At 69.7% G+C, this 19,956-nt stretch carries 14 protein-coding genes and 2 rRNA genes (1 of these 16 only partly in view); 4 read left to right on the top strand and 12 right to left on the bottom strand.

What is annotated here, in order from left to right:
* Positions 1 to 107: 107 nt before the first annotated feature.
* Both ACK1X7_RS30295 and ACK1X7_RS30290 read right to left on the bottom strand, forming a co-directional pair.
* On the bottom strand, positions 108 to 776 hold the full coding sequence (locus ACK1X7_RS30295; RefSeq protein ID WP_216345098.1) for an HAD family hydrolase: 669 nt from the start codon (positions 774 to 776) through the stop codon (positions 108 to 110).
* A gap of 35 nt (positions 777 to 811) precedes the next feature.
* Positions 812 to 1,318, bottom strand: a complete 507-nt coding sequence (locus tag ACK1X7_RS30290; protein ID WP_216345104.1) for a DUF6912 family protein — start codon at positions 1,316 to 1,318, stop codon at positions 812 to 814.
* Between the two features lie 582 nt (positions 1,319 to 1,900).
* On the opposite strand from ACK1X7_RS30290, the gene ACK1X7_RS30285 reads away from it, so the two are divergent.
* A complete protein-coding gene (locus tag ACK1X7_RS30285; RefSeq protein WP_413115880.1) occupies positions 1,901 to 2,263 on the top strand; it encodes an Rv3235 family protein in 363 nt (120 codons plus the stop codon).
* A 770-nt stretch (positions 2,264 to 3,033) separates the two neighbouring features.
* On the opposite strand, the gene secA is transcribed toward ACK1X7_RS30285, so the two are convergent.
* Positions 3,034 to 5,889, bottom strand: coding sequence for a preprotein translocase subunit SecA (gene secA / locus ACK1X7_RS30280; protein WP_385153332.1), 2,856 nt, complete (start codon positions 5,887 to 5,889; stop codon positions 3,034 to 3,036).
* Positions 5,890 to 6,131: 242 nt separating this feature from the next.
* Between secA and ACK1X7_RS30275 the strand changes: the two genes are divergently transcribed.
* Positions 6,132 to 6,788 (top strand): GNAT family N-acetyltransferase, encoded by a 657-nt coding sequence (locus tag ACK1X7_RS30275; RefSeq protein ID WP_413115879.1) that lies wholly within the window; start codon positions 6,132 to 6,134, stop codon positions 6,786 to 6,788.
* A gap of 91 nt (positions 6,789 to 6,879) precedes the next feature.
* Positions 6,880 to 8,064, top strand: coding sequence for a winged helix-turn-helix domain-containing protein (locus tag ACK1X7_RS30270; protein WP_385153326.1), 1,185 nt, complete (start codon positions 6,880 to 6,882; stop codon positions 8,062 to 8,064).
* Between the two features lie 146 nt (positions 8,065 to 8,210).
* On the opposite strand, the gene ACK1X7_RS30265 is transcribed toward ACK1X7_RS30270, so the two are convergent.
* The 7 genes from ACK1X7_RS30265 to mtnA form a co-directional block, all read right to left on the bottom strand.
* The gene (locus tag ACK1X7_RS30265) at positions 8,211 to 8,960 is read right to left on the bottom strand and encodes a response regulator (protein WP_014061176.1); all 750 of its coding nucleotides are present in this window, start codon (positions 8,958 to 8,960) and stop codon (positions 8,211 to 8,213) included.
* Positions 8,961 to 9,182: 222 nt separating this feature from the next.
* On the bottom strand, positions 9,183 to 9,872 hold the full coding sequence (gene hpf, locus ACK1X7_RS30260) for a ribosome hibernation-promoting factor, HPF/YfiA family (RefSeq protein WP_385153323.1): 690 nt from the start codon (positions 9,870 to 9,872) through the stop codon (positions 9,183 to 9,185).
* A gap of 315 nt (positions 9,873 to 10,187) precedes the next feature.
* On the bottom strand, positions 10,188 to 11,045 hold the full coding sequence (locus ACK1X7_RS30255) for a ComF family protein (RefSeq protein ID WP_385153321.1): 858 nt from the start codon (positions 11,043 to 11,045) through the stop codon (positions 10,188 to 10,190).
* A gap of 120 nt (positions 11,046 to 11,165) precedes the next feature.
* Entirely contained in the window at positions 11,166 to 13,043 is a 1,878-nt protein-coding gene (locus ACK1X7_RS30250; protein WP_413115878.1) for an LpqB family beta-propeller domain-containing protein, read from the bottom strand.
* Complete coding sequence (mtrB, locus tag ACK1X7_RS30245) at positions 13,033 to 15,006, bottom strand: MtrAB system histidine kinase MtrB (RefSeq protein ID WP_385153315.1); 1,974 nt, start codon at positions 15,004 to 15,006, stop codon at positions 13,033 to 13,035. Before mtrB ends, ACK1X7_RS30250 begins: the two co-directional genes overlap by 11 nt.
* Positions 15,007 to 15,070: 64 nt before the next feature.
* Positions 15,071 to 15,748: a two-component system response regulator MtrA gene (gene mtrA / locus ACK1X7_RS30240; protein WP_014061181.1), complete on the bottom strand. Its 678-nt coding sequence runs from the start codon at positions 15,746 to 15,748 to the stop codon at positions 15,071 to 15,073.
* Complete coding sequence (gene mtnA / locus ACK1X7_RS30235) at positions 15,745 to 16,902, bottom strand: S-methyl-5-thioribose-1-phosphate isomerase (protein ID WP_385153311.1); 1,158 nt, start codon at positions 16,900 to 16,902, stop codon at positions 15,745 to 15,747. The genes mtrA and mtnA overlap by 4 nt, the downstream gene beginning before the upstream one ends.
* A gap of 149 nt (positions 16,903 to 17,051) precedes the next feature.
* Here mtnA and ACK1X7_RS30230 point away from each other — a divergent pair, with 149 nt between their 5' ends.
* Entirely contained in the window at positions 17,052 to 18,320 is a 1,269-nt protein-coding gene (locus tag ACK1X7_RS30230; RefSeq protein WP_385153308.1) for a hypothetical protein, read from the top strand.
* Between the two features lie 244 nt (positions 18,321 to 18,564).
* Here the strand turns inward: ACK1X7_RS30230 and rrf are convergent.
* Both rrf and ACK1X7_RS30220 read right to left on the bottom strand, forming a co-directional pair.
* Positions 18,565 to 18,681 (bottom strand): 5S ribosomal RNA (gene rrf, locus ACK1X7_RS30225).
* Between the two features lie 92 nt (positions 18,682 to 18,773).
* Positions 18,774 to 19,956, bottom strand: a 23S ribosomal RNA gene (locus ACK1X7_RS30220) (it continues 1,939 nt past the right edge of the window).

Below are 19,956 nucleotides of genomic sequence, written 5' to 3'. Positions count from 1 at the left end.
AGGGGGCGCACGGGGTGGCGAAGCACGAGACGGACGCCGAGGAAGCCCAGGACGGGCCCCGAGGAGCCCAGAACGGGCCGCCCCGGCCTACTGCTCTACTACTCGTACTACTCGTCGGCCATGCGCTCGGCCTCCCGTACGGCCTCCTCGAGCGTATCCACGACCGGCACCCCGGCCGCCTCCAGACTGGCCCGGCTGTGCGAACCGCCCGTGTAGAGCACGGCCCGCGCCCCCACATGGCGTGCCGCCACCGCGTCGTCCACGGCGTCCCCGATCACCACCATCCGCTGCGGGGGCACCCCTTCGAGCTCGGTGATATGGCGCATCATCTGCTCGGCCTTGCCGGTGTTGCTCTCGCCGACACGGCCGTCCACCCGGACGAAATGGCGCTCGATGCCATGCGTCCGCACCAGCGGGACCAGATGCTCATGCGGGGCCAGTGAGCACAACGACTGGGTGAGACCCGCCTCCTGCCACTCGACGAGCAACTGCCGGGCGCCGATCGCCAGCCCGGCGCTCTCGGCCAGCGCCCAGTAGTGCCGGTGGAATGCCTCGTCCATGACCGCCCACTCCTCGTCGGTGGGCAGCCGCCCCATCAGCCGCTCATAGAAGCGCGGGACCGGGACGCAGTACAGGTCGCGATAGCGCTCGAGGGTGATCGGCGGCAGGCCGATCTCCCCGAACGACGCGTTCGTCGCCGAGATCACGGCGTCGATGTCGTGGAGCAGCGTGCCGTTCCAGTCCCAGACGAGGTGCGTCACGTGGTTCTTCCCCATTCCACGACCGTACCTGCCGGGTCCGACAGCGGGCATCACTCGATGAGATTGGGGATCTCCTGGGTGGCGTACCAGAGCAGCTCATGATCCTCGGCGCCGTCCACGGTGAACTGCGCGTCGTCGTCACCGAGGTCCGCCGCGCCCAGCGCGTCGGCGGCCGCGGCGATGTCGCGCTCGGCGTCATCGGCGTCCAGATGCACGGCGGCGGCCTTGGCCAGCGGTACGGCGGCCTTGATCCGCACCTCGCCGAGCGCGGACTGGTCCAGCCCCCGGTCCGGATCGGCGACGGCCTGCCCGTCGGGCACATCCACGGCCACCACGACCCGACGGCGGGGCGCGCGCGGGTCGACCGCGAGCAGCCGCAGCGACGCCTGCGCGGCCCGGCTCAGCGCCGCGTACTCCAGCTCCTCGATGTCGTCCGACACGTACCACTCGCGGAGCGCGGGGGTGACCGCATAGGCCGTCAACGGCGTCGGCCCCAGTTGGCCCTCCTTGTGCGCCTCGGCGAGAGCGGAGAGGGTCAGGGGGACGTAGACGCGCATGTCTGCCGCTTTCATCAGAGACCAATAGGCTCTCAGCATACGGTCGCCCGTCCCCTGGCCCGAGCCTTCTCCCAAGGCCCGGTGGTCCCCTTTCGGAGGACGCGGCGCCAGGGCACCGCACAAAGCCCGGAACAAGCCCCGCCCGCCCCCGCGACCAGGGCCGATGACCGCCCGCATGCCCCGAATAGGTGAACCGCGGCGTCGACCGCGACCAGCGACGGCCTTCATTGCGGAGGCCGAAAACCCCCCGGTAGAAGACTCTCGGACGAAAGCTACCGCCCGGTATTCGGCCGGGCCGGAGAGGAACGGGGCGAGAAGCATGCGCGAGGGCGTCCGGGCGACGGATCGGGCCACGACGACCGGGGAGGGCGTACGACGACGCGGCGGCAGCGGACCAGGCCGAAGCGGCCCCCCGACCCGCAAGGACCCCCGCCGCCCCCGCACCACCCCCACAACAGCAGCACCCCCCACCACACCACCCACCCCGCACAACACAACCGCCACCACACCCCCCACAACGTCCACGCCCCTCACCGTCACCCGCGCCGCGGCCGTATCGCGCAGTGCGGCCGCCGCCGCGGCGTGTCGGCAGCGGGACCGGTTGCGCGCTACTGGTTCGCCAACCGGCTGGTGCTCACCCTCAGCGGTCAGCGCCCCGTCCACACCCTCCTCGGGCACGCCCTCCCGGCCGCCTACGACCGGCTGATCGAACTCGCCCCGCACGCCCCGCTGCGCCCCGCCGCAGGACGTGCCACAGCGCCCGTCGTACGGCGCTGTGGCGAGTACCAGCCCCGGCACGGGGTCATCGAGGCGTTCGCCCGAATCGCCTCCGGAGACCGGCTCAGCGCGCTCGCGTTCCGGCTGGAACTCGGCGCCGACGCCCGCTGGCGCTGCGCCGCCATCGACCTCGGCCCACTCGCCCAGATGGTGCCCGACGGATCGTGACACCTGCGGCAAACTGCTCCCTGCGTCACCACTTCCCGCAGCATCGATGCGGCTCCACCGCATGATCCGCAGCGCCTCCGAAGCCCCGGTTTCGGGGAGGGGCGGGGAGCCATTCCAGCCCCTCCGGCGCCGGGGCGCCAGATCCCGGTGTCACGGAGGAGCGAGGAGCCAACCCAGCCCCACCGGCGCTTGAGGAGCCAAGCCCCGGTTTCGGGGAAGGGACGGGGAACCAACCCAGCCCCTCCCGCGCTTGAGAAGCCAAGCCCCGGTTTCAGGAAAGGGACGGGGAACCAACCCAGCCCCTCCCGCGCTTGAGAAGCCAAGCCCCGGTTTCAGGGAAGAGACGGGGAACCAACCCAGCCCCTCCCGCGCTTGAGAAGCCAAGCCCCGGTTTCAGGGAAGAGACGGGGAACCAACCCAGCCCCTCCCGCGCTTGAGAAGCCAAGCCCCGGTTTCAGGGAAGAGACGGGGAACCAACCCAGCCCCTCCCGCGCTTGAGAAGCCAAGCCCCGGTTTCAGGAAAGGGACAGGGAGCCAACCCAGCCCCTCCGGCGATTGAGGAGCGGGGTCCAGGGGCGGAGCCCCGGCGGGGGCCGGGGCCTGGCCCCGGTTGTGGGAAGGGGCGGGTAGGGGAAAGATCCACCGGACACCCACAGGCCCACAGGCCCACAGGCCCACAGCCACACCTACAGCCACACCCACAACGCGAACGGGCCGGGGCGCCGCGCTCTCGCGCGGCACCCCGGCCCGTCAACCAAAGCCCCGCCGGACTACTTCTTGCGGCGCCGCCCCTTCTGCGCCTTACGCCGCTCCGCCCGCGTCAACCCATCCGCCTCCGACCGAGGCGCCGGCGGCGTCTCACCATTGGGGAAGTCGCCCTCGACGACACCGCCCTCACCGTCCACCGTCGGAGCGGAGAAGTGCAGCCGGTCCGGCCGCTGCGGGGCCTCCAGGCCCTTGGCCCGGATCTCGGGGCGGCCCGAGGAACCCGCACCCGGCGCGGCCGACGCGCCCGCCGGCACCGCGGCGTCCTCCACATCCTTCGCGAGGGCGACCTTCTCATCCGCCGCCTCGACCGGAACCTCCTCGACCTGCTGCTCGACCTGGACCTCCAGGTTGAACAGGTAGCCGACGGACTCCTCCTTGATGCCCTCCATCATGGCCTGGAACATGTCGAAGCCCTCACGCTGGTACTCGACCAGCGGGTCCTTCTGGGCCATCGCGCGCAGCCCGATGCCCTCCTGGAGGTAGTCCATCTCGTAGAGGTGCTCGCGCCACTTGCGGTCCAGGACGGAGAGCACGACCCGCCGCTCCAGCTCACGCATGATCTCGGAGCCGAGCTGCTCCTCACGCGCTTCGTACTGCTGGTGGATGTCGTCCCTGATGGTCTCTTCGAGGAACTCGGCGGTGATCCCGGCGCGGTCCCCGGCCGTGTCCTCCAGCTCCTCGATCGTCGTGCTGACCGGGTAGAGCTGCTTGAAGGCGCTCCACAGCCGGTCCATGTCCCATTCCTCGGCGAAGCCCTCGACCGTCTCGGCCCGCACATAGGCTTCGATGGTGTCGTCCATGAAGTGGCCGACCTGGTCCTTGAGGTCCTCGCCCTCCAGGACGCGGCGGCGCTCGCCGTAGATGACCTCACGCTGCCGGTTCAGGACCTCGTCGTACTTCAGGACGTTCTTACGGGTCTCGAAGTTCTGCTGCTCGACCTGCGACTGGGCGGAGGCGATGGCCCGCGTGACCATCTTGTTCTCGATCGGGACGTCGTCCGGGACGTTCGCCATCGCCATGACGCGCTCGACCATCTGCGCCTTGAACAGCCGCATCAGATCGTCGCCGAGCGAGAGGTAGAAGCGGGACTCGCCGGGGTCGCCCTGACGGCCGGAGCGGCCGCGGAGCTGGTTGTCGATCCGGCGCGACTCATGGCGCTCGGTGCCCAGCACATACAGCCCGCCGAGCTCCTTGACCTCCTCGAACTCGGCCTTGACCGCGGCCTCGGCCTTCTCCAGGGCGGCGGGCAGCGCGGCGGCCCACTCCTCGGAGTGCTCCACCGGGTCCAGACCGCGCTGGCGCAGCTCGGCCTCGGCGAGGTCGTCGGGGTTGCCGCCGAGCTTGATGTCCGTACCACGGCCGGCCATGTTGGTCGCGACCGTCACGGCGCCCTTACGGCCGGCCTGGGCGACGATCGTCGCCTCCCGGTCGTGCTGCTTGGCGTTGAGCACCTCATGCGGCACCCCGCGCTTGGCGAGCTGCTGGGAGAGGTACTCGGACTTCTCCACGGAGGTGGTGCCGACCAGGACCGGCTGGCCCTTGGTGTGCTTCTCGGCGATGTCGTCGACCACCGCGTCGAACTTCGCGACCTCGGTGCGGTAGATCAGGTCGGACTGGTCGATCCGGGCGAGCGGGCGGTGGGTCGGGATCGGGACCACGCCGAGCTTGTAGATCTGGTGGAACTCGGCGGCCTCGGTCATCGCCGTACCGGTCATGCCGGAGAGCTTGTCGTAGAGGCGGAAGAAGTTCTGAAGGGTGATCGTGGCGAGCGTCTGGTTCTCGTCCTTGATCTCCACCGCTTCCTTCGCCTCGATGGCCTGGTGCATGCCCTCGTTGTAGCGGCGGCCCGCGAGGATACGGCCGGTGTGCTCGTCGACGATCATGACTTCGCCGTCCATGACGACGTAGTCCTTGTCCTTCTTGAAGAGCTCCTTGGCCTTGATCGCGTTGTTGAGGTAGCCGACCAGCGGGGTGTTGACCGACTCGTAGAGGTTGTCGATCCCCAGCCAGTCCTCGACCTTGGTGACACCGGACTCATGGATGCCGACGGTGCGCTTCTTCTCGTCGACCTCGTAGTCCCCGGTCTCCTCCACGCCCTTCTGCGGCTCGGCCGCCTGGCCCCTGCTGAGCCGGGTGACCAGCTTGGCGAAGTCGCCGTACCACTTGGTGGCCTGGTCGGCCGGGCCGGAGATGATCAGCGGCGTACGGGCCTCGTCCACCAGGATCGAGTCGACCTCGTCGACGATCGCGAAGTTGTGGCCGCGCTGCACCAGCTCGTCCTGCGACCACGCCATGTTGTCGCGCAGATAGTCGAAGCCGAACTCGTTGTTGGTGCCGTAGGTGATGTCGCACGCGTACTGCTCACGGCGCTGCGCCGGGGTCATGTTGGCGAGGATGCAGCCGACCTCGAGGCCGAGGAACCGGTGCACCCGGCCCATCCACTCGGAGTCGCGCTCGGCCAGGTAGTCGTTGACCGTGATGAGGTGGACGCCCTTGTCCGACAGCGCGTTCAGATACGCCGGGAGGGTGCCGACCAGGGTCTTGCCCTCACCGGTCTTCATCTCGGCGACATACCCGAGGTGCAGCGCCGCGCCGCCCATGAGCTGGACGTCGTAGTGGCGCTGGCCGAGCACCCGCTTGGCCGCCTCGCGCACCGTGGCGAACGCTTCGGGCATCAGGTCGTCGAGGCTCTCACCGTCGGCGTACCGCTGCTTGTACTCGTCGGTGAGGGCGCGCAGCTCGGCGTCGGAGAGGGACAGGAAGTCCTCTTCGATGGAATTGACCTGGTCCGCGATGCGGTGCAGCTTGCGCAGGATCTTTCCTTCGCCTGCACGCATGAGCTTGTTGAGGACGGACACGTAGGCTGGCTCCTTGCCGGTCGGGCCTGGCACGGTCGGGGTGCGCTGGCGCGGCATTGTCAAGGGGCGCAGGCCCCGCCGCAACGGCCATCGTAAGACAGACCCCGGCACGCCGGGAGGTCCGTCACCACGAGGACCGGATGTCACCTCACCGTGTCAACGCCCGAGAGCTCCCCCAGGTGCCCTCGAATTCGGGGAAACCGCTCGCGGTGAGTGACGACGGCGGCGCAGACTCGGGACGCATGGAGCCTGTCACCCTCACCACCGAGCGTCTGGTCCTGCGCCCCTTCCGGCCCATCGACACGGACGCGGTCTTCGCAGCTTGTCAGGACCCGGACATCCAGCGATGGACCACCGTGCCCTCCCCGTACGAACGTGCCCACGCGGAGGACTTCACCGGCCGCATCTGCCCGGAGAACTGGCGCGACGACGTGACCTACGACTTCGCGGTGGTCACCAAGAGTGACGACACCCTCGTCGGCGCCATGGGCCTGGTGCGGCTGACCCATCTGCGCACCCTCAGGCACCAGGCCGAGCTGGGCTACTGGACGGTCCGGGAGCACCGGCGGCGCGGCTATACGGACGAGGCGGCGCGGGCCGTGATCGAGTGGGCGTTCACCCGGCTCGGGGTGGAGCGCCTGGAGTGGAGCAGCGAGGCCGGGAACGAGGGCTCGCGGGCGGTCGCCCTCGGGGTGGGCTTCCGGATGGAGGGGACGGACCGCGCCCGGATCGTCCACCAGGGGACCCGGCGGGACGCCTGGCGGGGCGCGCTGCTGCCCTCCGACTGGGGGCTGCCGTCGACGACGCCGTATCTGCCCGCCAAGGCGTCGGAGGCGTCCAACGCGCCTCGGGCTTCCGAGGGGTCCGGCCGGGCGTCCACGGCGCCGTCAGCGGTCTGAGAGAGGCCGTGCGGGGCCGTCGGCCCTCGGTAGCGGGCGGGGCTCGGCGGCCCGGACAGCGTTGTCAGTGGGTGCTACTACGGTGGCGCGCATGACGAACGCCGCCACCGGGTCCGCCATGGACCGCACGCCCGAGGCCACCCTCTCCGCCGACGAGGCGCGCCGGATCGCGCTGCACGCCCAGGGGCTGCTGGGCGCCCCCGACCGGCGTGGCGGGGTGCGGGGCGTGCTGCGCCATCTGGGCGCGGTGCAGCTCGACACGATCTCGGTGCTGGCCCGCTCGCATGAGCTGATTCCGTACGCACGGCTGGGCGCGGTCGGCCGTAAGACCGTCGAGTCGGCCTATTGGAGCGACACCCACGCCTTCGAGTACTGGTCGCATGCGGCCTGTGTGCTGCCGATCGAGGAGTGGCCGCACTTCGCCTTCCGGCGCCGCGCCTACCGCCTGCGTCCGCACTGGCACCACGAACTGCCCGACGGGGTGTACGAGACGGTGGTCAAGCAACTGCGCGCGGAGGGCCCGCTGACCGCGACGGAGCTGGGCGGGGCCAAGAACGGCGGGCCGTGGTGGGACTGGTCGGCGGCGAAGATCGCGGTCGAGCGGGCGCTGATGTTCGGCGAGGTGGTGTGCGTCGAGCGGCGCGGCTGGAAGCGGGTGTACGACCTGGCGGAGCGCGCCGTGCCGGATGCCCTGCTCCATGACGACCTGGACGACCGGGAGTGTCTGCGCCGGCTGGTCCGGCTGGCCGGGCAGTCCCTGGGCGTGGGCACCCGGGCGGATATCGCCGACTACCACCGGCTCAAGGGCGAGCAGGTGGCCGCGGTGATCGCGGACTCGGGGCTGGTGCCGGTGGCGGTCGAGGGCTGGGACAAACCGGCCTGGGCCGACCCCGAGGCGCTGGCCGCCGCCCCGCGCGGCCGGCACCGCACCACGCTGCTGTCGCCCTTCGACTCGCTGATATGGGACCGGGCGCGCACCGAGCGGATCTTCGGCTTCACCCATCGGCTGGAGGCGTATGTGCCCAGGCCCAAGCGGATCTACGGCTACTTCGCCATGCCGCTGCTGTCGGGCGGGCGGCTGCTGGGCCGGGTCGATCCGGCCCGGGAGGGGAAGACCCTGGTCGCCCGGCAGGTGTCCCTGGAGTCGCCGAAGGCCGTGGACCCCATGGCACAGGCGCTGCGGGAGGCGGCCGAATGGGTGGGCTGTGACTCCGTACGGATCGAGCGCGTCGACCGCCCGGAGCTCGCCGCACCACTCGCGGCGGCCGTCGCCTGAACCGCGCCCCCGGCGGACGCCCGGCCGGGGTCCCAGCTCATCCGGGCTTCCGGCTCGGCCGGGGCTCCGGCTCACCCGGGGCCCTGGCTCAGCCGGGCTTCCGGCTCACCCGGGGCTCCGGCTCACCCGGGGCTCCGGCTCATCCCTCACCTGATCTCGAGGATCTTCTCCCGCATCGCATAGACCACGGCCTCCATCCTGGAGTGAAGCTGCAATTTCTCCAGAATGTTGCGAACGTGGTTCTTCACGGTGTTCTCGCTGATGAACAGCTCCTTGGCGATATCCCGGTTGTTCATTCCGGTCGCCACCAGCTTGAGCACCTCCAGCTCCCGGTCGGTGAGCCGGGGCGCGGGCACCAGCCGCCGCTCATCGGTGCGCTGGATCATCGACTTGAACTCGGTCAGCAGCTTGGCCGCCATCGACGGGCTGATCTGCGACTGACCGTCCGCCACCGCCCGGATGGCGGTCGAGACCTCGTCGGTCGAGATCTCCTTCAGCAGATAGCCCGTGGCACCCGCCTTGATCGCGTCGTAGAGATCGGCTTCCTCATCGCTGATCGTCAGCATGATGATCTTGGCGCTGGGTGCCACCTCCTTGATGGCGGTGCATGCCTCGATCCCGCCGCGCTTGGGCATCCGCACATCCATCAGGACGATGTCCGGCAGCAGATCCGCCGCCTTGTCCACGGCCTCGGCCCCGTCCCCCGCCTCGCCGACGACCTGGATGTCCTCCTCCTGAGCCAGGACGATCTCCAATCCACGCCGGAAGAGCGCGTGGTCGTCCACGACGAGGACCCGAATCGGCTCCTTGCGCGGTTCGCCGCGCGGCTCGCCCCCGTCCGGACCGACGCCATGGTCTTCACCGGCGTCGGACACGGGCCCGAAGCTGTCCGCCATCGTTCCTCCCCCTGAAGGCCATGGCCCTTGCGGTCCGCACCCTGGGTGCACTCGGTCTGGCGTCAACCAGTGCATTCGCTACACCGGTTGGCCGCCCGGCCATGATTTCATGCCCGGACGGCGGAATGTTCCTACCTTCGTCGCACGACGGTGCCCCGGGGGGCGCACACGCGCTCCGGGGCACCGCTTACTTGTCAGGCTGGATTCGGCTGAATTTCTCGGTCAGCCGCCGAGTGCGCCACCGGCGCCGCCGGGTGCCTCTCCGACGAACGCTTCCGGCTGAAGATGAATCACCCCGTAGTCATAACCATGCCGCCGGTAGACGACGCTGGGCTGGTTGGTGTCGGAGTCGACGAACAAATAGAAGTCGTGCCCGACCAGCTCCATCTCGTAGAGAGCCTGGTCGAGGCTCATCGGAGCCGCGGCGTGGGTCTTCTCCCGGACCACCAGGGGGCCCTCACCCTGGACTTCCAGGGGGCCCATCCGGGTGGTGGGGACGGCCTCCGCGGTGCGCTGGGGGGCGATGTCCCCATGCCCGTTGATACGGGCCGCGTTGGGCACGGTGACAGCCACGTCGCTGGCCGGAATGCGACCGTTTCCACGGCGCGTATGACGCTTGTCGTGCTGCTTGCGCATCCGTGCTTCCAGCTTGCTGGCCGCCAGGTCCAGCGCCGCGTACGGATCGGCCGCGGCGGCCTCCGCCCGGATCACCGGGCCGCGCGAGCGGAGCGTGATCTCCACTCGGTCGGCGCGGTCGGACTGCCGCGGGTTGTGCTCCTTGGACACCTCGACGTCGAGGCTGATCACCTTGCCGTCGAGCTTCTGGATCTTATCCAGCTTCAGCTTCTCGGCCACGTGCTTCCGGAACCGCTCGGGCACCTCAGTTTTACGGCCCTTGACGACGATGTCCACGCAGAACTCCGTTCCCGGGTAGCTCCAGTCAGTATCGGAGCGTCATCCCTTGTGCACTTGGCTCCGGCGTCCTCCGGAGCCATCGGCTTGGCGCTTTCAGCTCCTCCTTCCCACGGAGAGGATCTCAATCCCGTTTGTTCCAAGCCTCACCAGAATGCAGGCAAAACACGCCAAGCGGATGAGCGAGTCATAGCACTCGCCTTTCCTCACAACCGAACATAGCTCGACCGGTCGGAAGTCGGCACCCCCTACCGGCACGTACCTCCGATCAGGTGCTTTGCCGCGGTTACCACCTGCAACGATGCGGCTTCGTATTCAGTTCCGGTTGATACGCGTCAGGGGTGCGGCCACCACGGCCGCGCCGATGACCAGCCCACCGGCCGCCGTCACCGCCCGCGCCGCCTCCGCGAGCGAGGCCCCCGTCGTCATCAGATCGTCCACCAGGACGACCGGGCCTGCCGCCAGCAGCCGGCCGCTGCCGGGGACCGCCCCCAGCGCCCCCGTCACATTCGCCCGCCGCTGCCGTGCGTCCAGCCCTGACTGGTCGCTCACCCGGCGCCGCTGGCGCAGCACCGCCGGGACCCGCGCCGGGCGCCCGCCACCGCGCAGCACGCCCGCCGCGGCGAGCGCGATCCGCCGGGCCGGGTCATGCCCCCGGGCGCCCACCGCACGCCGGGCCGATGGCACCGGCACCAGCAGCAGCGGACTCCCGCCGGGTCTCGCCCCGGATCCGCACCCGGGTCTCGCCCCGGCACCCGCTCCCGATCCAGTACCCGGTCTCGCCCCGGATACCCGGTCCAATCCCGCGCCCGCCCGCCTTCGGGACCCCGCACCGGGCCCTGAGCCGGACTCCGGGCCAGGCCCTGAGCCGGGCCCCGGGCCGGGACAGGCCGCCCGCACCGCCCCCGCCAGCGCCTCGCCCAGCGGCCGCGCCAGCCGGAGCGCTCCGCGCTCCTTGTGCGCGAGCAGCACCGCCCGCGCCTCGTCCACGTAATCCACCGCCGCATGGACCACCGGCAGCCCCGGCGGCACCGGGCTCGGCTCCACCCGGCGCGCCCCGGACCCGCGCAGCGCCCCACGACAACGCTCACACAACGCGCCACCCGGCCGACCGCATCCGGCACAGTCGGCCGGCAGCGCCAGATCGGCGATCTCCTGCCACCAGCCCCGCATGAACACCACTGTCCCGGCGGCCGAGCCCCAGCGCCACCCCCTGTGGACAACCGCGCACATGTGGACAACCAGCCACCCCCGACCGGTGCCCTGGCCTAGAGGCCGCCGCTACGGCCCCGCCTAACCGGGGTAGACCGGAGCCGAACCGTCCTGGTCCACGGTCTTCCAGTCGGTGTTCGGCAGCAGCCGCACAATGCCGTTCTCCCTGGTCTCGGCGATCAGCGGCCGGGTCTGGTCCTCCGAGGCGCCGATCGACTGCACACCGTTCGGCCCCGGCACCTCCGGGATGTTCGCCGGGGAGCCGTCCGTCTCCACGTACTGGAGCTGCTGCACCCCGTCCGACTCCCGGCCCGCGACCACCAGCCGGCTGTCGCCCGCCCAGGAGAAGGTGTCCACGTCCTCGAGCTTCGGCGCGACCGCCCGCAGCGCCCCCACCGACAGCTTCGGGGCCGCCTCGGTCCCTCGCCGCTCGATCCGGCCGAGCCGCAGCGTGGTGTGGCCGGACCGCTTGACCAGCATCGCGATCCTGGAGCCGTCCGCCGAGACCCGCAGCGCCGTGATCCGGCCGCCGTCCAACTGCGGCAGCGCCACCTCGTCCGCCGCTCCGGTGCCGCCCCGCAGCCGCAGCAGCCTCGGCCGCTGCGGATTGCGGTCGGCCACCCACAGACCGCCCAGGCCGTCCCAGCTCGGCGCCGTCAGACCGTGCTCCACGCTGCCGCCCTGGCTGCGCAGCCGCACCGTGCCGCGCTCGGCGCCTGGGGCCATCTGGGTGACGTAGAGCGCCTGACCGTCGGCGGTGACCCCCGCCACGTCCCGCTCGTCGCGGGAGACCGCCACCGTGCCCAGGCCCGCGTCCTCGGAGCCGAACGGCCCCGGAACCGGCTGTGGCCGGTCCTCGTCGTCGGACAGCCGGACCATCCGATGATCGGAGTCCACGAAGTACTGGTGGCGCGGATGGCCCTCGACCCCGTCCGGGGCGTAGACACGCGCCGCGTCACTGGAGAGGGCGCACAGCTCCGAACCGTTCTGCCGCTCCAGCCGCACCCCGCTGACCTCGGACGACCCCTCGCCCAGATCCTGGACCGTGAACAGCGTCTGCGCCGCCATCCGGACACAGCGCGCCGCGCTGACCTGCGCCGCCCGGTCGCTCAGCCGGACCTTCAGCGTGTTCGAATCGTCCAGCGACAGCCGCTCGTCCCGGCGGCCCAGCGCCGAACCACGCGGGAAGGAGCTGCTGACCACCGGCTCCAGCCACTCGGTCGGACCGCCCAGCAGCGCCTTGACGGTCGCGGTCACCGGATCGATACGGCGCCGCACATAGACCGGATCGGCCACCAGCACGTTGTCCCCGGCCGTCGACTCCTCGGCGTCCGGACCCAGATCGGCGAAGTAGTACTTGTTGACCGAGCGGTAGATGCGCTGGAAGTCGGACTCGCCGAGGATCAGCCCCCGCGGCGGCCCGTCGATCCGCCACTCCGAACCGCTCAGCGTGAGATGGATGCGCTCCTCGTACGGCTGCGCGTCGGGCTTGTAGGCGTGCGTTTCGTCCACGACGGCGATCCGCTTGCCCGACAGCACCACCGTCTTACCGCTGCCGTCCCGGTCGCCCGGGTCCGTCTCCACCCGCACATCCGGAGCCTGCTCCAGCACGGTGGTGGCCGCGAACGGCTGCCACCGCTTGACCGCGCTCTTGGTCAGATACTCCTTCGCGGTGCCGAAGTTCTCCTCGTCGCTCGTCGTGGCCTCCAGGAAGCCGGAGACCAGCTCCGCGGGCTGCTCGCCCTTGCCCGGACTCACCCCGTACACCCGGACCTGTGAATCGACGTCGGAGCGCGGTGAGGAGTCCACCCGCCGCACATCGCCGCTGTCGGGCATCGAGGCACAGCCGGACAGCAGCAGGGCACCACAGGCCAGCAGCGCCGGCGTGCTCAGGGCCCGGCCGTCCGGGCGGCGCCCACGGCGGCGGAAGCGGCGACGGTCGGCATGGTCATCGCCCACGAGGGCGGCCCTCCCCTTCGTTCGATGTCGTCGGCCGGGCGGCCGGCGCCCGGCCGCCCCGCGGCCCGTCGGACGGCGTCTCCGGGGCGCCACGCACCACCCGCGACCCATTGCCCGGCAGGGCCGTGGGATCGGCCGACGGCGCCGCGGCCTCGGCGGGCAGCGCGGACCGCGGCTGCGCGGGCACCGCCGCCAGCCGCTCCGCCGGGGGCTGCGGGGCCCCGGTGTCATCCGTACGGCGGTTGCGCCGGGAATCCTCGGGCTCCAGCGGGATCGGCGAGCCGCGCAGCACATCGCCCGCGGTACGCGGCAGCGTCAGCCGGAACTGCGAACCCCCGCCGGGCTCACCCCACGCCTGCAACCAGCCACCGTGCAGCCGCGCGTCCTCCACCGCGATCGACAGGCCGAGACCGGTGCCGCCGGTGGTGCGCGCACGGGCCGGATCGGCCCGCCAGAAGCGGTTGAACACCCGCGTCGCCTCGCCGGGCTTGAGCCCGACGCCGTAGTCCCGCACCGCGACGGCCACCGCACCACCCGCCGTCGCGAGCCGCACGACCACATCGCGGCCCTCACCGTGCTCCACGGCGTTGACCACCAGATTGCGCAGCACCCGCTCGACACGGCGAGTGTCCGCCTCCGCGATGACCGGCGCCTCGGCGCCCCGCACCAGGATCCGGGTGCCCTTGGCCTCGGCGAGCGGCTCGGCCCCGTCCACCACCCGGTTCACCACATCGCGCAGATCGATCGGCTCGGCCTCCAGGGCGGCCGCGCCCGCGTCGAACCGGCTGATCTCCAGCAGATCGCTGAGCAGCGACTCGAAGCGGTCGACCTGGCCCCACAGCAGCTCGGCGGAGCGCGCGGTGATCGGGTCGAAGTCCTCACGCGCCTCGTGAATGACGTCCGCCGCCATCCTTACGGTCGTCAGCGGAGTGCGCAGCTCATGGGAGACATCGGAGACGAAGCGGCGCTGCATCCGGGAGAGCTCCTCCAACTGCTGGATCTTGAGCTGGAGGTTCTGCGCCATCTTGTTGAACGACTCCCCCAGACGGGCGATGTCGTCCTCCCCGGTGACCTTCATCCGCTCCTGGAGCAGACCGGCCGCCAGCCGCTCGGAGATCCCCGCCGCCATCCTTACGGGCGTCACGACCTGCCGGACCACCACCCAGGCGATGGCCCCGAGCAGCACCACCACGAACACCCCGGCCGTGGCCAGGGTGCCCTTGACCAGGCTCAGCGACTTCTCCTCCTGGCTGAACGGGAAGAGGTAGTAGAGCTGGTAGGCGTCGCCGTTGTTGTCGTCCAGCCGCTTGCCGATGATCAGCGCGGGCTCGGCGTCTCCGGACCCCGCGTGCACGATCTTTCCGTAGCGCTCATACGGCGCCGTCCGGCCCTCGTCCACCCTCCGGCGCAGATCGGCGGGCACACTGTCCGGCTGGACATCGCCGGAGGCCCGCGGCCCCCGGCTGGCCACATAGGGCGTCTCACCGGAGTCGGAGCTGAGCGCCACCACCGAATACGCGCCCTTGCCACCGCTGGAGAGCTGCTCCACCAGCGCGTTCAGCCAGGCGCCGGAGTCCTCGGCACCGGCCCCCGGCCCGTCCTGGCCACGGGAATCGCTCTTACGGTCGGCCATCTGCTCGGCCACCTCGAACCCGCCGACGGCCTGCCCCTGCGCCGCATGGCGCTTGGCGTCCAGCAGCCCGTTGCGCACCTGCCCGATGACCACCAAGCCCAGCAGCAGCACCACACCGAGCGACATCAGCAGCGTGGTGGCGACCACCCGCAACTGAATGTTCCGCCGCCACAGCCGGGCAGCGGGCAGCAGCGGACGGCGCACCCACCGCCCGAACAGCCGGATCACCGGATGGGCCGGCCCTCCGGACGCCCCGTCGGGCAGCAGATGCCCACCGCTCCACAACCTGCGCAGCAGCGGTATCTCACCCGCCGGGTCGGGCCGCCCCATCCGGGCACCCTCCGGAGCCCCGCCGCCCGGTTCGCCGGGCTGCGGCGCCGTACCACCCGTCATCTCAGCTTGGCCCGGCCTTGTAGCCGACACCGCGCACGGTCACCACGATCTCCGGCCGCTCCGGGTCCTTCTCGACCTTCGACCGCAGCCGCTGCACATGCACATTCACCAGCCGGGTGTCGGCGGCATGCCGATAGCCCCAGACCTGCTCCAGCAGCACCTCACGGGTGAACACCTGCCACGGCTTACGTGCCAACGCCACCAGAAGATCGAACTCCAGCGGAGTCAGCGCAATCGACTGGCCGTCCCGCTTCACCGAATGCCCCGCCACGTCGATCACCAGATCGCCGATGGCCAACTGCTCCGGCGCCGGCTCCTCCGAACGCCTCAGCCGGGCCCGTATCCGGGCCACCAGCTCCTTCGGCTTGAACGGCTTGACGATGTAGTCATCCGCCCCGGACTCGAGCCCGACCACCACATCGACCGTGTCGCTCTTGGCCGTGAGCATGACGATCGGCACACCTGATTCGGCCCGGATCAGCCGGCAGACCTCGATGCCGTCCCGGCCGGGCAGCATCAGATCGAGCAGCACCAGATCGGGCTTGGTCTCGCGGAAGGCGGCAAGAGCCTTGTCGCCGTCCGACACAAACGACGGTTCAAAGCCTTCGCCGCGCAGCACGATGCCGAGCATCTCTGCCAGTGCGGTGTCGTCGTCGACGACAAGGACGCGTCCCTTCATATCGACATCATCCCATTACCCGATCGTGACCTGGCCCACAGCTCGGCGATGCCGTCCGCCGTGACCGGAGAGATCACACCGTCCTCGGTCACGATCGCCGTCACCAACTCCGGTGGTGTGACGTCGAAAGCCGGATTATGGGCCTGTGTCCCCAGCGGAGCGACCGGCACTCCGGTGCCCGCCTCATGCCCGGCGATGGGGGCGTAAGGAATTGTGATGTCTGTCACCTCATGTCCAGGACGCTGCTCGACCTCGATCGAGTTCCCGTCGGGAGTGGCCGGGTCCACCGTGGTACTCGGGGCGACCACCACAAACGGCACATGGTGGTAGCGGGCCAGCACCGCGAGCGGATAGCTGCCCACCTTGTTGGCCACCGAGCCGTCCGCGGCGATCCGGTCCGCCCCGATCAGCACCGCGTCCACCTCACCCGCCGCGAACAGCGAGCCCGCCGCGTTGTCCGCGAGCAGCGTGTACGCCATACCGGCACGCGCCGCCTCGTACGCGGTCAACCGCGCCCCCTGGAGCAGGGGCCGGGTCTCGTCCACCCAGAGCCGCCGCAACTGCCCCGCCCGGTGCACCGCCTTGACCACGGCGAGGGCGGTCCCCTCACCCCCGGAGACCAGGGCGCCGGTGTTGCAGTGAGTGAGGATCCGATGACCACCGGCAGGCAGCAGCTCATCGAGGAGCGCTTGACCATGGGCCGCCATGCGGTCGCTGGCCTCGGCATCCTCCCGATGCAGGGCCCGGGCCTCGGCGAGCGCGGCCGCGGCGGCCTGGGCGTCGTCCGCGTCGTCCCGGATCGCGCCGTGATACGCGGCGACTGCCCGGCGGACACCGTAGGCCAGGTTGACGGCCGTGGGACGGGCATGGGCGAGCGATTCGGCGGCCTCGTCCACATCGAAACCCCGGGCCGCGGCGAGCGCGATCCCGTATGCCCCGGCGAGGCCGAGCAGCGGGGCGCCGCGCACGGCGAGAGAGCGGATCGCCTCCACCAGCGCCGGCACATCGGTGCACACCAGCTCGACCTCTTCGGCGGGCAGCCGGGTCTGGTCGAGAAGTACCAGTACGGGCCCTTCCGGGGGCTCCTCCCAGCGCAGCGCCAAGGCGGTGGGAGGTATGGGGCCTTCCGGGGACACCGGATGCTGATCAGCCATCCGCCCAGTCTGCCCTGTGCGCCACCGACTATTGAAGTGCCGGACCGCCCCCAGTGACCGGCACGAGGCGCAATGCCCCGTGGCACGATGGCTGGCATACGCCCGCCGCGGACGCCGCGGCCGGTCAACGAACAACCTACGGAGCGACGATGAATGACACTCCGGGCTGGGCCCCGCCCGGATCGTCCCCTTCCGACGAACCGGACCACGGCGCTCAGCAGCAGAACGAGCCCGCCGACCAGCCCGCCCCGGAGCAGCCCACCTGGGGCCGCCAGTGGGCCCGGCGCCAGCCGCCGCCCGGCCGCTGGACCGCATCGGGACAAGGCCCCACGCCACCGCCGGTGCCGCCCGCATCCACGCCGAGCGGCGGATGGGGCACCGGCCCGCGGCAGCCGGCTGCTCCCCGCCCCGGTGTCATTCCGCTGCGACCGCTGGCCGTAGGCGAGATCCTGAACGGCGCGGTGGCCATCATGCGCACCCACTGGCGCACGGTCCTCGGCATCTCGCTGATTGTCTCGATCGTCACCCAGGGTCTGATCACGGCCGCCACAGGACTCTGGTTCAACGACGCCCGCGGCAACGAGCGCAATGTCCTCGACGATCCGGACGCCACCGTCAGCCAGGCGATGCGCGCCGTCGGCGACTCGCTCGGGGACAGCGGAGTCACCCTGCTGCTCGGCGTCCTCGGAACGATCGTCACCACCGCTCTGCTGACCGTGGTCACCGCACGGGCGGTGCTGGGCCGGTCCGTATCCGCCAAGGAGGCATGGGACGGTGCCCGCCCGCACCTCCTTCAACTGTGCGGGCTGCTCCTTCTGATCCCCGCCATCGCCGTGGCCGTCATCGCCGCCGGTATGACGCCGGGTCTGCTGCTGGCCTTCGCGGGTGTACGCAGCGAGGGCGCCGCACTCGCCTCTCTCGGCGGTTTCGCCGCGGCCGGCGTCGCCGCCTGGCTCTGGGTCCGTTTCAGCCTCGCCCCTGCCGCGCTGATGCTGGAGAAGCAGGGGATCATCAAGGCCCTGCGACGCTCCTTCAAGCTGGTGCGCGGTGCGTGGGGGCGCGTCTTCGGCATCCAACTGCTGGCCGTCGTCCTGGTCTTCATCGTCGGCGCCATCGTCGAGATCCCCACCAGCCTGATCGCCATGGTGATCGGCGGGGACAACGCCATGGACTGGCTGTCCGGTGAATCCGTCGCCGTGAGCTGGACCTTCCTGGTCGTGGTCGGCGTCGGCGGCGTGATCAGCTCGACCATCACCTTCCCGATCAGCGCCGGTGTGACGGCCCTTCTCTACATGGACCAGCGCATCCGGCGCGAGGCGCTCGACCTCGAGCTCGCCCGCGCAGCGGGAATGCCGGGCGACCCCATGGAAGGCCATGGCAAGGGCCAGCCGACCGTCGCCTCGACGTCCGGGAACTGACGGCTTCACAGACGGGCACGAACGGGGCGTCACCCGACGCCCCTTCACCGCACAGGTCATCACTCTCACAGGCCCTCACCTCCCCCGTCGGACTGCGGCCTCACTGACACTCTGCGTGCCGGCAACCGCGCCACGCCAGGACACTGAGGGCTTTTCACTCGATCCGGTGGAACATCCGCTCAAACGGGAACGCAAAAAAGCCTCGGTCCCGAGCACTAAATGCTCGGGACCGAGGCTAAAAATTGTTCGGCGGTGTCCTACTCTCCCACAGGGTCCCCCCTGCAGTACCATCGGCGCTGAAAGGCTTAGCTTCCGGGTTCGAAATGTAACCGGGCGTTTCCCTAACGCTATGACCACCGAAACACTATGAAACCTGAACCGGAACCACACCCCAAGAGGGGGGTTCAAATACGGTTCGTTGCTTCAGAACCAACACAGTGGACGCGAGCACCTGAGGACAAGCCCTCGGCCTATTAGTACCAGTCAACTCCACCAGTTACCCGGCTTCCATATCTGGCCTATCAACCCAGTCGTCTACTGGGAGCCTTAACCCATCAAGTGGGTGGGAGTCCTCATCTCGAAGCAGGCTTCCCGCTTAGATGCTTTCAGCGGTTATCCCTCCCGAACGTAGCCAACCAGCCATGCCCTTGGCAGAACAACTGGCACACCAGAGGTTCGTCCGTCCCGGTCCTCTCGTACTAGGGACAGCCCTTCTCAAGACTCCTACGCGCACAGCGGATAGGGACCGAACTGTCTCACGACGTTCTAAACCCAGCTCGCGTACCGCTTTAATGGGCGAACAGCCCAACCCTTGGGACCGACTCCAGCCCCAGGATGCGACGAGCCGACATCGAGGTGCCAAACCATCCCGTCGATATGGACTCTTGGGGAAGATCAGCCTGTTATCCCCGGGGTACCTTTTATCCGTTGAGCGACGGCGCTTCCACAAGCCACCGCCGGATCACTAGTCCCGACTTTCGTCCCTGCTCGACCCGTCGGTCTCACAGTCAAGCTCCCTTGTGCACTTACACTCAACACCTGATTGCCAACCAGGCTGAGGGAACCTTTGGGCGCCTCCGTTACCCTTTAGGAGGCAACCGCCCCAGTTAAACTACCCACCAGACACTGTCCCTGATCCGGATCACGGACCCAGGTTAGACATCCAGCACGACCAGAGTGGTATTTCAACAATGACTCCACACTAACTGGCGTTAATGCTTCACAGTCTCCCACCTATCCTACACAAGCCGAACCGAACACCAATATCAAGCTATAGTAAAGGTCCCGGGGTCTTTCCGTCCTGCTGCGCGAAACGAGCATCTTTACTCGTAGTGCAATTTCACCGGGCCTATGGTTGAGACAGTCGAGAAGTCGTTACGCCATTCGTGCAGGTCGGAACTTACCCGACAAGGAATTTCGCTACCTTAGGATGGTTATAGTTACCACCGCCGTTTACTGGCGCTTAAGTTCTCAGCTTCGCCACACCGAAATGTGACTAACCGGTCCCCTTAACGTTCCAGCACCGGGCAGGCGTCAGTCCGTATACATCGCCTTACGGCTTCGCACGGACCTGTGTTTTTAGTAAACAGTCGCTTCTCGCTGGTCTCTGCGGCCACCACCAGCTCAAGGAGAAAAT

It is taken from the genome of Streptomyces sp. CY-1 (assembly GCF_047218265.1).
Taxonomy (GTDB): Bacteria; Actinomycetota; Actinomycetes; order Streptomycetales; family Streptomycetaceae; genus Streptomyces; species Streptomyces niphimycinicus.
Note: the sequence above shows the minus strand (reverse complement) of the source record. Positions and strands in the feature narration are given on the sequence as shown.